This window comes from Lentzea sp. NPDC060358, assembly GCF_042725365.1.
Taxonomy (GTDB): domain Bacteria; phylum Actinomycetota; class Actinomycetes; order Mycobacteriales; family Pseudonocardiaceae; genus Lentzea.
In genome coordinates this window covers 1-12,758 of the sequence record NZ_JBHXCW010000218.1, presented here as the reverse complement: position 1 = coordinate 12,758, position 12,758 = coordinate 1, and the positions used below count along the sequence as shown (strand labels likewise).

12 protein-coding genes are annotated in these 12,758 nt (G+C 72.1%); 10 read left to right on the top strand and 2 right to left on the bottom strand.

Features of this window, described 5'->3' with window-relative positions; translation table 11 throughout:
* Positions 1–117: 117 nt before the first annotated feature.
* Positions 118–903: an IclR family transcriptional regulator gene (locus ACFWGZ_RS32685; RefSeq protein ID WP_382455441.1), complete on the bottom strand. Its 786-nt coding sequence runs from the start codon at positions 901–903 to the stop codon at positions 118–120.
* 113 nt (positions 904–1,016) lie between these two features.
* Here ACFWGZ_RS32685 and ACFWGZ_RS32680 point away from each other — a divergent pair, with 113 nt between their 5' ends.
* The 10 genes from ACFWGZ_RS32680 (at position 1,017) to ACFWGZ_RS32635 (ending at position 12,519) form a co-directional block, all read left to right on the top strand.
* Complete coding sequence (locus ACFWGZ_RS32680) at positions 1,017–1,544, top strand: SigE family RNA polymerase sigma factor (RefSeq protein WP_382455440.1); 528 nt, start codon at positions 1,017–1,019, stop codon at positions 1,542–1,544.
* On the top strand, positions 1,541–2,491 hold the full coding sequence (locus ACFWGZ_RS32675; RefSeq protein WP_382455439.1) for a hypothetical protein: 951 nt from the start codon (positions 1,541–1,543) through the stop codon (positions 2,489–2,491). The genes ACFWGZ_RS32680 and ACFWGZ_RS32675 overlap by 4 nt, the downstream gene beginning before the upstream one ends.
* A 73-nt stretch (positions 2,492–2,564) precedes the next feature.
* Positions 2,565–4,073: a histidine ammonia-lyase gene (hutH, locus tag ACFWGZ_RS32670; RefSeq protein ID WP_382455438.1), complete on the top strand. Its 1,509-nt coding sequence runs from the start codon at positions 2,565–2,567 to the stop codon at positions 4,071–4,073.
* Positions 4,070–5,710 (top strand): urocanate hydratase, encoded by a 1,641-nt coding sequence (hutU, locus tag ACFWGZ_RS32665; RefSeq protein WP_382455437.1) that lies wholly within the window; start codon positions 4,070–4,072, stop codon positions 5,708–5,710. Before hutH ends, hutU begins: the two co-directional genes overlap by 4 nt.
* Positions 5,710–6,879, top strand: a complete 1,170-nt coding sequence (locus ACFWGZ_RS32660) for an allantoate amidohydrolase (RefSeq protein WP_382455436.1) — start codon at positions 5,710–5,712, stop codon at positions 6,877–6,879. Before hutU ends, ACFWGZ_RS32660 begins: the two co-directional genes overlap by 1 nt.
* Positions 6,876–8,150, top strand: a complete 1,275-nt coding sequence (locus ACFWGZ_RS32655) for a formimidoylglutamate deiminase (RefSeq protein ID WP_382455435.1) — start codon at positions 6,876–6,878, stop codon at positions 8,148–8,150. Before ACFWGZ_RS32660 ends, ACFWGZ_RS32655 begins: the two co-directional genes overlap by 4 nt.
* Complete coding sequence (gene hutI / locus ACFWGZ_RS32650) at positions 8,147–9,280, top strand: imidazolonepropionase (protein WP_382455434.1); 1,134 nt, start codon at positions 8,147–8,149, stop codon at positions 9,278–9,280. Before ACFWGZ_RS32655 ends, hutI begins: the two co-directional genes overlap by 4 nt.
* A gap of 58 nt (positions 9,281–9,338) precedes the next feature.
* Positions 9,339–10,217: a hypothetical protein gene (locus tag ACFWGZ_RS32645; protein ID WP_382455433.1), complete on the top strand. Its 879-nt coding sequence runs from the start codon at positions 9,339–9,341 to the stop codon at positions 10,215–10,217.
* 368 nt (positions 10,218–10,585) lie between these two features.
* Positions 10,586–11,470, top strand: a complete 885-nt coding sequence (locus ACFWGZ_RS32640) for a hypothetical protein (protein WP_382455432.1) — start codon at positions 10,586–10,588, stop codon at positions 11,468–11,470.
* A gap of 56 nt (positions 11,471–11,526) precedes the next feature.
* Positions 11,527–12,519: an aldo/keto reductase gene (locus tag ACFWGZ_RS32635; RefSeq protein ID WP_382455431.1), complete on the top strand. Its 993-nt coding sequence runs from the start codon at positions 11,527–11,529 to the stop codon at positions 12,517–12,519.
* A gap of 1 nt (position 12,520) precedes the next feature.
* Here ACFWGZ_RS32635 and ACFWGZ_RS32630 read toward each other — a convergent pair whose 3' ends face one another.
* Entirely contained in the window at positions 12,521–12,700 is a 180-nt protein-coding gene (locus ACFWGZ_RS32630; RefSeq protein ID WP_330850540.1) for a DUF6104 family protein, read from the bottom strand.
* Between the last annotated feature and the right edge of the window lie 58 nt (positions 12,701–12,758).

Below are 12,758 nucleotides of genomic sequence, written 5' to 3'. Positions count from 1 at the left end.
CCCGTCCAGCGAGTGCTGAGTCGCGCTGGACGGGGAGCCACCACCGCGACCTCGCTTTGTTCAGGGCGGCTCGGCTTCGCCTTCGCTGGCTCGCATACGGCCTCGCTGGTGCGGCGGTCAGCCTGACGCCGCGTGCCCGCCGATCCGCGCCGTCAGCTCGTCCGCCGCCCGCCGGACCTCCTTGGCCAGGTCCGGCCAGGTCTGCCCGCACGGCGTGTCGCACAGGTGCCGGAACGTCAGCGTGATGGCAGCGATCGGCCGCTCCCCGTGGTCGAACACCGGCGCCGCCACCGAGGCGAACCCGACGGTCACGAACCCGTCCTCCACGGCCCAGCCCTGGCGGCGTTCGGCGGTCAGCAACCGGCGCAGCGCCGGCAGGTTGTGCGGACCGCGGCCGGTGCGGTCGACGAACGACTCCACGGACGGGAAGAGGGCCCTGACCTGCGCCGGAGGTAGGTTGGCGAGCATCGCGCGGCCCGAGGCCGTCAGGTGGGCGGGCAGGCGGACGCCCACGTCGGAGACGATGGACTGCGGCTGGCGGGGCTGTTCGCGTACCAGGTACAGGGCCTCGGCGCCGTGGAGTACACCCAGATGCGCGACCTTTTCCATCCGATCGGCCAGCTTGCGCAACAGAGGGCGCGCGAGGCGCTCCAGCGGGTCGTGGCGCAGGTAGGCGGAGCCCAGTTCGAAGGAGGCCACGCCCAGGCCGTAGCGCTTCTCCTCCGGGAAGTGGGTCGCGAAGCCCGCCTCGGTGAGCTCCGAGAGCAGGTGGTAGGTCGTTGACCTGGGCAGGTTGAGCTCGCGCGCGACCGAGGCGGCGGAGACGGGTCCTGGCCGGCCGGCCAGCAGCCGGAGGACCGCGAGCCCTCGCCGCAGCGCGGGAACGTCACTGCTGCTGCCCATATCCGTGATTTTCCCACGTGATCCAGCCCACGCCGTTACTACATCAGGGCACACTCAACAGAACAGGCCCGAGCTGCGTCATAGGGGTGTGACGGTTTTGAAGGGGGTCGGGATTGACACCGAGTTTCGATGACTTCGTGGCAGAACAGGTGACCCCGTTGCTGCGCTATGCCACCGTGCTCACGTGCGACCCGCACCTGGCCCAGGACGTGGTCCAGGAAGTGCTGCTGCGTGCGCAGCAGAAGTGGGACCGCATCGGTTCAGTCGACCTCCCTCACGCCTACGTCAAGCGCATGGTGACCAACGAGTACCTCTCGTGGCGCAGGCGCAGGGCCGCCAAGGACGTCGCGCTGTGCATGACGACCCTGGAGTCCGTCACCCCGCCCGTCTCCGACACGACGCACCACTACGACGAGCGGGAAGCCATGTTGCAGCGGATCGCGAAGCTGCCCCGCAAACAGCGGGCCGCGGTCGTGCTCCGCTACTACGAGAACTACGACGACTCGGAGATCGCACAGATGCTCGGTTGTGCCGAGGGAACAGTGCGCAGCCACATCTCACGTGCGCTGGCCACACTCCGCATGGAACACATGCCGGAACCCGCTGGTGTCGGGTTGCGGCTCGGGGAGGGCCTGTCGTGAACGACACCGAACAGCTGATCAAGGACGCGCTCGGCAAGCTCGCCGAACGCACCCCGCACCCCGGGCCCACGCTCAACGCCCTGCGGCGCAAGCGCAAACAGCAGCGCAGCAACATCTTCCTGATCGCCACCGCCGGGGTGGCCGCCGTCGCCGTCCTGATCTTCGCGGGCATCATCGCGAGCGACAGGTACACGCCGCCGGCCACGGACAACGCCGCCGCGGCGCTGATGCCGGCCGGGCAGGGCGTCGAGATCAGGTACACGCCGCACTGGATGCCGGCCGGGTACGTCGAGACGTTCCGCAGCGTCGGCGACGAGACCACCCGCGTCTGGGTCGCGGCGGCCGACAGGGAGAAGGACCCGACGCAGCAGACCGGTGACGCCCGCGTCAGCCTGCGCAACCTCAAGGCGCTGCCGGACCTCAGCGGATGGCTCGAGACCACGGTCCGCGGCCTGAAGGGCTGGGTGCGGACGGGGCAGGGCCAGTCGCCCGGCGCGACCACCGAGGTGGTGTGGCAGGCGCAGGACGTGCTCAGCGTGTCGGTGCGCGGCCAGGCCGACGGGCAGGCGACCGCGATGAGGATCGCGGACTCGGTGCGCTCGGACGCGAGGGCCCGCTACCTGGCGCCGTTCTCGCTCGACGGCAGGCCCGCGAGCGACATCTGGGGCAGCGCGCTGAACCGGTGGACGTCGCAGTGGCGCTCGGAGCAGTTCGTGGTGACGCTCTCGACGACCGCTCCGGCGAAGACCGGCGGCACCCCGGTGGCCGTCCGCGGCAAGCAGGGCGCCCTCGTCGGGCACGGTCAGCTGGTGGTGCAGGACAGCGGGCTCTGGCTCACCGTGGCCGGGGAGTCGGAGAGCACCGAGGCCCTGGTGAGCACCGCCAACCGGGTGTCGGTGCAGCACATGGACCACCCGGACACCGACTGGATCGGCAAGGGCGTCTAGACCGTCTGGGATCGCAGACGCCATCACGCGCTCCGGGGTCGCTGAGTCGGCCCCGGAGCGCTGTGATGTCTGCATGCGACAACCGGTGGAGCTGGGTCCCAAGCCGCTGACCCTCGAGGACGTCCATGCCGTCGCCCGCGACGGCGCCCCGGTGGAGATCACCGCGGCGGCCCGCGAGGCGGTCACCACCGCCCGCGGCCACATCGACCGGCTCGCCACGGCCGAACGCCCCACCTACGGCGTCTCGACCGGGTTCGGCGCGCTCGCCGTCCGGCACATCCCGCCGGACCGCCGGGCCCAGCTGCAGCGGTCGCTCATCCGCTCGCACGCCGCCGGCTCCGGCCCGGAGGTCGAGCGGGAGGTCGTGCGCGCGCTGATGCTGCTGCGCCTGCGCACCCTCGCCACCGGCCACACCGGCGTCCGCCTGTCCACCGTGGACGCGATGGCCGGGGTGCTGAACGCCGGCATCACGCCCGTCGTGCACGAGTACGGCTCGCTGGGCTGCTCCGGCGACCTCGCGCCGCTGTCCGCGAACGCGCTGGCGCTGATGGGCGAGGGCATGGTCCGCGACGCCCGCGGCGAGCTCGTCCCCGCGGCGCGGGCGCTGGCCGAGGCGGGGATCGAACCGGTGCGGCTGGCCGAGAAGGAGGGCCTCGCGCTGATCAACGGCACCGACGGCATGCTCGGCATGCTGGCGCTCGCGATCGCCGACCTCACCCGGCTGCTCGACCTCGCCGACCTCACCGCCGCGATGAGCGTCGAGGCGCTGCTCGGCACCGACCGGGTCTTCGAGCCGGAGCTGCACGCGCTGCGCCCGCATCCCGGCCAGAACCTCTCCGCCGCCCGGATGCTCGCGTTCCTGCGCGACTCCGAGATCGTCGCCTCGCACCGCGGCCCGGACTGCACCCGCGTGCAGGACGCGTACTCGCTGCGCTGCTCACCGCAGGTGCACGGCGCCGCCCGCGACACCGTGGCGTACGCGGCGACGGTGGCCGACCGCGAGCTGGCGTCGGTGATCGACAACCCCGTCGTGCTGGCCGACGGCCGGGTCGAGTCGAACGGCAACTTCCACGGCGCGCCCGTCGCGTACGCGCTGGACTTCCTCGCCATTCCGCTCGCGGACGTGGCCTCGATCGCCGAGCGCCGCACGGACCGGATGCTCGACGTCTCGCGCTCGCACGGCCTGCCGCCGTTCCTCGCCGACGACCCCGGCGTCGACTCCGGCCACATGATCGCCCAGTACACGCAGGCCGCGATCGTGTCGGAGCTCAAGCGCCTGGCCGTGCCGGCGTCGGTCGACTCGATCCCGTCCTCCGCGATGCAGGAGGACCACGTGTCGATGGGCTGGTCCGCCGCCCGCAAGCTGCGCAAGGCCGTGGACGGGCTCACGACCGTGCTGGCCATCGAGCTGCTCACCGCGGCGCGTGCCCTCGACCTGCGCGCGCCCCTCAAGCCCGCCCCCGCGACGGCCGCCGCCGTGGCGAAGCTGCGCGAGACGGTGCAGGGCCCCGGCCCCGACCGCCACCTCGCCCCCGAGATCGCCGCCGCCGAGGCCCTGATTCGAAGTGGAGCCCTGTCATGACCGTTCGCGCCGATCGTGGGACGTCGCTGACCGCGAAGCAGTGGTCGACCGAGGCCGCGCTGCGGATGTTCTACAACAACCTCGACCCCGACGTGGCCGAGCGCCCCGAGGACCTGGTCGTCTACGGCGGCACGGGCAAGGCGGCGCGCGACTGGCCGTCGTTCGACGCCATCTCCCGCGAGCTGAAGAACCTGGAGGCCGACGAGACGCTGCTCGTGCAGTCCGGCCGCCCGGTCGGCGTCATGCGCACGCACGAGTGGGCGCCGCGGGTGCTCATCGCGAACTCGAACCTCGTGCCGGACTGGGCGAACTGGCCCGAGTTCCGCCGCCTGGAGGCCGAGGGCCTCACGATGTACGGGCAGATGACCGCCGGGTCGTGGATCTACATCGGCACCCAGGGCATCCTGCAGGGCACCTTCGAGACGTTCGCCGCCGTGGCCACCAAGCGCTTCAACGGCACGTTGAAGGGCACGCTGACCGTCACCGCCGGATTGGGTGGCATGGGCGGTGCGCAGCCGTTGGCCGTGACGATGAACGAGGGCGTCGCGCTGTGCATCGAGGTCGACCCGCAGCGCGCGCAGCGCCGGGTGGAGACCCGCTACCTGGACGAGGTCGCCTCGGACCTGGACTCGGCGATCGAGCGCGTGCTGGCCGCCAAGGCCGCCGGTGAGGCCGTGTCCGTCGGTGTCGTGGGCAACGCGGCGGAGATCCTGCCCGAGCTGCTGCGCCGCGAGGTCGCGGTCGACATCGTGACGGACCAGACGTCGGCGCACGACCCGTTGGCCTACCTGCCGGTGGGCGTGGCGCTGGAGGACTGGGCCTCCTACGCCGCCGCGAAGCCGGAGGAGTTCACCGACCGCGCGCGTGCCTCGATGGCCGCCCACGTCGAGGCGATGGTCGGGTTCCTCGACCGCGGCGCCGAGGTGTTCGACTACGGCAACTCGATCCGCGGCGAGGCGCAGCTCGGCGGCTACGACCGCGCGTTCGCGTTCCCCGGCTTCGTGCCCGCCTACATCCGGCCGCTGTTCTGCGAGGGCAAGGGCCCGTTCCGCTGGGCGGCGCTGTCGGGCGACCCGGCGGACATCGCGAAGACCGACGCCGCGATCCTGGAGCTGTTCCCGGAGAACGAGCAGCTCGCCCGGTGGATCAAGATGGCGGGGGAGCGCGTCGAGTTCCAGGGCCTGCCCGCCCGGATCTGCTGGCTGGGCTACGGCGAACGGCACCTCGCCGGCCTCAGGTTCAACGAGATGGTCGCCTCCGGCGAGCTGTCCGCGCCGATCGTGATCGGCCGCGACCACCTCGACTGCGGCTCGGTGGCCTCGCCGTACCGCGAGACCGAGGCGATGGCCGACGGCTCGGACGCGATCGCCGACTGGCCGCTGCTGAACGCGCTGGTCAACACGGCTTCCGGCGCCACGTGGGTGTCGATCCACCACGGCGGCGGTGTGGGCATCGGGCGGTCGATCCACGCCGGTCAGGTGACGGTGGCCGACGGCACCGAGCTGGCGGCGCAGAAGATCGAGCGGGTGCTGACGAACGACCCCGGCATGGGCGTGATCCGGCACGTGGACGCGGGCTACGACGAGGCCAAGTCGGTGGCGGCCGGCAAGGGCGTCCGCATTCCGATGGAGGGCTGATGCTCGACCAGATCGCGGACGTCGGCCGTGACGTCCAGCGCGGCGGCTACTCCCGGCACGCCTACGCGGCCCCCGAGCTCGAACTGCGGCACTGGTTCGTCGAGCAGGCCGTCCGGCGCGGCCTGAACGTCGAGACCGACCAGAACGGCAACCTCTGGGCGTGGTGGGGCGAACGCGGCGACGACGCGCTCGTCACCGGCAGCCACCTCGACTCGGTGCCCGGTGGCGGCGCGTTCGACGGACCGCTCGGGGTGACGTCGTCGTTGCAGGCCGTGGACCTGCTGCAGGCCAAGGGGTTCACGCCGAACCGCCCGTTCGCCGTCGCCGTCTTCGCCGAGGAGGAGGGCGGCCGGTTCGGCGTCGCGTGCCTCGGCTCGCGGCTGCTCTCCGGTGCGATCGACAAGGACAAGGCCCTCGGCCTCAAGGACCCGGACGGCGTCACGCTCGCCGAGGCCATGAGGGCGGCGGGCTACGACCCGGACCGCGTCGGCAAGGACGAGAAGGCCTTGCGGCGCATCGGCCAGTTCGTCGAGCTGCACGTCGAGCAAGGTCGCGGCCTCGCGGTGCCGGTGGGCGTGGCGAGCAGCATCCTCGCGCACGGCCGGTGGCGCTTCACGTTCTCCGGCGAGGGCAACCACGCCGGCGCGACGCTGATCGAGGACCGCCGCGACCCGATGATCCCGGCGTCGCACCTCGTTCTGGCGGCGCGGAAAGCGGCTCGCGGAGGTGCTCGCGCCACGGTGGGCCGGATCGTCCCCAACCCCGGCGGCACGAACGTCATCGCGTCCACTGTGGACGTCTGGCTGGACGCGCGGGACGTCGACGACGCGCGCACCCGCGCGATGGTCGCGGAGATCTCCGATGCGGCCGGGAAAGCCGCTCGGGAGGAGGGCTGCGAGCTGCGGATCGCCGAGGAGTCGTACGGCGGCACGGTGCACTTCGACGCCGCGCTCCGCGACGACATCGCGCAGGCGCTCGGCGGAGTTCCGGCGCTGCCGACCGGTGCGGGCCACGACGCGGGCATCCTCGCCGCGCACGTCCCGACGGCCATGGTGTTCGTGCGCAACCCGACCGGCGTGAGTCACGCGCCGGAGGAGTTCGCCGAGCAGGCCGACGTCGACGAGGGCGTCCGGGCGCTGGCCACCACGATCGAACACCTCGCGTCGTGAACTTCTGGTGCGAGCGGGCCTGGCTGCCCGACGGACTCGCCGAGCGCGTGCTGGTGCGGACCGAGCACGGGAAGATCACCGGCGTGTCCATGGTGGACACGATTCCGCTGGGGGTGCGCAGGCTGCACGGCGTCGTCGTGCCGGGCTTCGCGAACGCCCACTCGCACGCGTTCCACCGGGCGCTGCGGGGCCGCACGCACGACGGCGGCGGCACGTTCTGGACGTGGCGCGAAGGCATGTACGCGTTGGCGTCCCGGCTGACGCCGCAGTCGTACTACCGGCTGGCCCGCGCGGTCTACGGCGAGATGGCGCTCGCCGGTGTCTCGGCCGTCGGCGAGTTCCACTACCTGCACGACGGGTCGAACGAGTTCGCGCACTGCCTGCGCGAGGCGGCGAGGGACGCGGGCATCCGGCTCACGCTGCTCGACACCTGCTACCTCGCGGGCGGCATCGACCAGCCGGTCGGCGAGGTGCAGCGGCGCTTCTCCGACGGCACGGCTGAGAAGTGGGCCGCCAGGGTCGGCGAGCTGCGGTCCGACGACGTGATGCGCGTCGGCGCCGCGATCCACTCGGTGCGCGCGGTGCCCCGAGCCGAGCTCGCGACCGTGGCGCAGGCGTTCCCGGACGCCCCGCTGCACGTCCACCTGTCCGAGCAGCCCGCGGAGAACGAGGCCTGCCTCGCCGCGTACGGGCTCACGCCGACCCAGCTGCTGGCCGAGGCCGGGGCGTTGTCCCCGCGCACCACGGCGGTGCACGCCACGCACCTGACGCCCGGGGACATCGCGCTGCTGGGCGGCTCCGGCACGGGCGCGTGCTTCTGCCCGACCACCGAGGCCGACCTCGCCGACGGCATCGGCCCCGCCCGCGAACTGGCCGACGCCGGCAGTCCGCTGTCGCTGGGCAGCGACCAGCACGCGGTGGTCGACCCGCTGCTCGAAACGCGCGCGCTGGAGCACGGCGAACGGCTCCGCACCGGGCAACGCGGCCGGTTCTCGCCGGCGGAACTGCTCGGGGCCGCCACGCGCCACTCCGCGCTCGGCCGGGACGGCGGGCGCATCGAACCCGGTGCGCCGTGCGACCTCGTGGCCATCGGCTGCTCGACGCCGCGCACCGCGGGATCGTTGCCGCAGCAGGTGTTCCTGTCGGCGACGGCGTCCGATGTGGACACCGTGGTCGTGGGTGGCAGGGTGGTGGCGTCCGGCGGGGTGCACGAGACCCTGGGAGACGTCGGCGGGCTGCTGGCGGAGGCGATCGAGGAGCTGTGGGCATGAGCGTGCTGATCACCGGTATCGGCGAGCTGACGACGAACAGCGAGTCGGCGGGCGACGCGCTGGTCGTCGACGGCTCGGAGATCGCCTGGGTGGGCAGGGCGGCCGACGCCCCGGCGGCCGACGACCGGGTCGACGTCGAGGGCCGGGCCGTGCTGCCCGGCTGGGTCGACAGCCACACCCACCTCGTCTTCGCGGGCGACCGCACCGCCGAGTTCGGTGCACGCATGGCCGGCAAGCCGTACACCGCGGGCGGCATCGCCGTGACGGTGAACGCGACTCGTGCCGCCACCGACGCCGAACTGTCCGAGGTGGTGCGCAAGCACGTCGCCGAGGCGTTGAGGCAGGGCACGACGTTCGTCGAGACCAAGACCGGCTACGGCCTGAACGTGGCCGACGAGGTGCGGTCCGCCCGCATCGCCGCCACGCACGCCGACGAGGTGACGTTCCTCGGAGCACACCTCGTCCCGCCCGGCGAGGACGCCGGCACCTACGTCGACCTGGTCCGCGGCGAGATGCTCGACGCCGTCGCGCCGCTCGTGCGCTGGGCGGACGTGTTCTGCGAGAAGGGCGCGTTCGACTACGACCAGTCCAAGGCGGTTCTGGAGGCCGCGCGGGCGAAGGGACTCGGCCTGCGCGTGCACGGCAACCAGCTCGGTGAGGGCCCCGGCGTCCAGTTGGCCGTGGAGCTCGGTGCCGCCTCCGTCGACCACTGCACCTACCTGTCGGCGCAGGACGTCGACGCGCTGGCGTCGTCCGGGACCGTCGCGACGCTGCTGCCCGCGTGCGACCTCTCGACCCGCCAGTCGCTGCCGCCCGCCCGCGCGCTGCTCGACGCCGGTGCGACGGTCGCGCTGGCCAGCAACTGCAACCCCGGCTCGTCCTACACCTCGTCGATGGCGTTCTGCGTGACGACGGCGGTCCTGCAGATGCGGATGACCGTGGAGGAAGCCGTGTGGGCGGCGACCGCGGGTGGCGCGCAGGCGTTGCGGCGCGACGACGTCGGCGTGATCAGGCCTGGTGCGCGCGCCGACCTCCACGTGCTGGACGCGCCGTCGATCACGCACCTGGCGTACCGGCCGGGGGTTCCGTTGACGTACGCGGTGTGGCGTCGGGGCGAGAGGTCCGTCTGAAACACCACCCTCCGTGTGGGCCTACTGGCGCAGGGCGTGAGGGCCGTACGGTGGCGTCGTGGACTTCGCGGAGGCCCTGACCAGAGCCGTCGACAACAGCGGTCTCAGCCTCGAACGCGTCCAGCACCACCTGGCCGCGCGGGGCATGCAGGTGAGCCTCTCGACGCTGAGCTACTGGCGGCGCGGCCGCAGCAGGCCCGAGCGGCCGGAGTCGCTGAAGGTCGTGACGGCCCTGGAGGAGCTGCTCGGCCTCGGCGAGGGCTTCCTGACCGACCGGCTCGGTGACAAGCGGCCGCGCGGGCGGTGGGTCGGTCAGGCGATGTCGCTCGAGGACATGTGGGACTCGCGCGCCACCGACCTCGGCGAGGTGATGGCGCGGATCGACCGGTTGCAGCCGACGGCGTCGACGTACCTGAGCGTGAAGGACCGGCAGGTCGTCGGACCGGACCGGCGCGAGGTCGAGATGCACTGCACGGGCATCGTGCAGGCACTGGAGGACGGCGTCGACCGGTTCCTGGCCATCCAGCTCGCCGACCCGACGGACCTCGGCGTCGCGTCGATCGAGGCGGGCCCGCCGTGCCGGCTCGGGCGGGTGCGCAGCGAGGACGCCACCGGGTTCCTCGTCGCGGAGGTCCTCTTCGACCGGGTGCTGAGGGCGGGGGAGACCGCGCTCGTCGACTACCGGGTGCGGATGCGGCCCGGCGCGGACAGCGAGGTCTGCGACCGGCGGTTCCTGCGGCCGGTGGGCGACTACGTGCTGCAGATCGACTTCCACCCGGACGCGGTGCCGGCGCGGTGCTTCCAGTTCGCCCGGCCGTCGCTGCACGAGCCGGAGACCGCGCTCAACGACCTGTGGATCGGGACGACGGCGTCGACGCACATCCACGTGCGGAACTCGAAGCCCGGGATTTATGGAGTGCGGTGGGAGTGGGAGTAGGCCGCTACTTCCCACTCCCACCGCAAGCGCCCCCAGTTCCGCGATGCGCTCGGCCGAGCCGCATTCGGCCTTCTGCATCAAGGGCGCTGGGACGGCCGTCGTCGCTGCAGGGTTGCGACCACGGCGGGCTCAGTTGTTCACCGCTCGACCGCCGAATTCGGCACCCGCATTCCTGATTCGCGCGTCAAGAATGTGCGGGTTCGCATCCGGCCAGCTCAGAAGGTGTTCTTCCGGTCTGCTTGCGAACTGGCGAACACCAAGAAACTAACGCGAGACGTGCATGTGATAACAGGTTCGAAACTTCAGTTGTCAATACTGTCAAAACTGTGGCGGTGCCCGGTGGCGATCACTGGCCCTAGCATTCGACCGTGCCGGAATTCGCGGAGGAACTGGCCAGGGCCGTCGAGACGAGCGGTCTCAGCCTGGAGCGGATCCAGCACCGCCTCGAACAGCGCGGCCTGCAGGTCAGCCAGTCGACGCTGAGCTACTGGCGCCGCGGCCGCAGCCGTCCGGAACGCCCCGAGTCGCTCGCCGCCGTGGCCGCCCTGGAGGAGATCCTGCAGCTCTCGCCGGGCGCGCTGACCGGCAGGCTGGGCGACCGGCGGCCCCGTGGCCGGTGGGTCGAGCGCACCGCCGCGCTGGAGGGCATCTGGGGTGCCGCCGCGATCGACCTGGGCCGCGAGATCGCCCGCGTCGACAGGCTGCTGCCGGCCCCCGCGCGGTACCTGAGCGTGCGCGACCGCGTGCTGATCGGCGAGGACCGGCGCGAGGTCGAGATCCGCAGCAGCGCGGTGATCGAGGCGTTCGAGGACGGCGTCGACCGGATGCTCCTCGCGAAGACCGCCGACGACACCGACCTCTCACCCGGCGACATCGCCGCCGAGAGGTCGTGCCGCGTGGGCAGGGTGCGCCGGGACGACGACCGCAAGCTGCTCGTCGCGGAGATCATCCTCGACCGCGTGCTGCGCGCGGGCGACACCGCGCTCGTCGACCTGCGGCTGATCTCCGACCCCGGCGCGGACAGCGCCTCCGCGGACCGCACGTTCCTCCGCACGCTGCGCAACTACGTGCTGGAGGTGGAGTTCCACCCCGACGCGGTTCCCGCGCGCTGCCACAGCTTCACCCGTTCCGCGCCGGACGCGGAGGACGCGGACACCGGCGACCTGTGGATCGGCACGACCTCCGCCGCGCACCTGCTCGTGCCCGAGGCGCACGCGGGCCACGTGCACGGCATCAAGTGGGAGTGGGAGTAACCGGCTGGAGCAACTCCACGTGGCAGAGCCGGTGCGCGAGGGGCAGGGTGGGGACCATGGAGTACACCCACCTCGGCCGCAGCGGCCTGTCCGTCTCCCGACTGTGCCTCGGCACGATGAACTTCGGTCCCGAGACGTCCGAGGCCGACAGCCACGCGATCATGGACCGCGCCCACGAGCACGGCCTGAACTTCTTCGACACGGCCAACGTCTACGGCTGGAAGCAGGGCGAAGGCGTCACCGAGAACATCATCGGCCGCTGGTTCGCCCAGGGCGGCACCCGCCGCGAGAAGACGGTCATCGCCACCAAGCTCTACGGCAGCATGGGTGACTGGCCGAACGAGACCAAGCTGTCGGCGCTCAACATCCGCCGGGCCTGCGACGCCTCCCTCAAGCGCATGCAGACCGACTACATCGACCTGTACCAGATGCACCACGTCGACCGGGACACGCCGTGGGACGAGATCTGGGAGGCCTTCACCGTCCTGCGCCAGCAGGGCAAGGTCATCTACTTCGGCTCGTCGAACTTCGCGGGCTGGCACATCGCGCAGGCGCAGGAGGCCGCGCGCACCCGCGGGTTCCTCGGCCTGGTGTCCGAGCAGTCGATCTACAACCTGATGACCCGCTGGGTGGAGCTGGAAGTCCTGCCCGCCGCCCAGCACTACGGCCTCGGCGTCATCCCGTGGTCGCCCCTGCACGGCGGCCTGCTGGGCGGCGTCCTGCGCAAGCAGCGCGAGGGCACCGCGTCGCGCGGCGCGTCCGGCCGTTCCGCCGACGCGCTGGAGAAGTACCGCGACCAGATCGAGGCCTACGAGAAGCTGTGCGCCGAGCTGGGCGAGGACCCGGCGAACGTCGGTCTCGCGTGGCTGCTGCACCAGGACGGCGTGACGGCGCCGATCATCGGGCCGCGCACCGGCGAGCAGCTCGACAACTCGCTGCGGGCGGCGGAGCTCAAGCTCGACGCGGACGTGCTGGGGAAGCTGGACGAGCTGTTCCCGGCCCCGGCGCCGAACGGGTCGAAGCCGGCGCCGGAGGCCTACGCCTGGTAGGTCAGTCCTCGAAGTCGTCGTCGTCGCGCGCCAGGAAGGTCGCGAAGCGCTCGACGGGCGTCTCGAACTCGGGGTTGGCGTCGACGAACTCCCGCAGCTTGTCGGCGAGCCACGCGAACGTGACCTCCTCGTCGCCGCGCCGCTTCTCGAGCTCCTCGATGCCGCGATCGGTGTGGTACATGGCGAACACTCCTGTGGGGGCTGGAAAGACGAGCCGCCGGACCCGTGCGGGTCCGGCG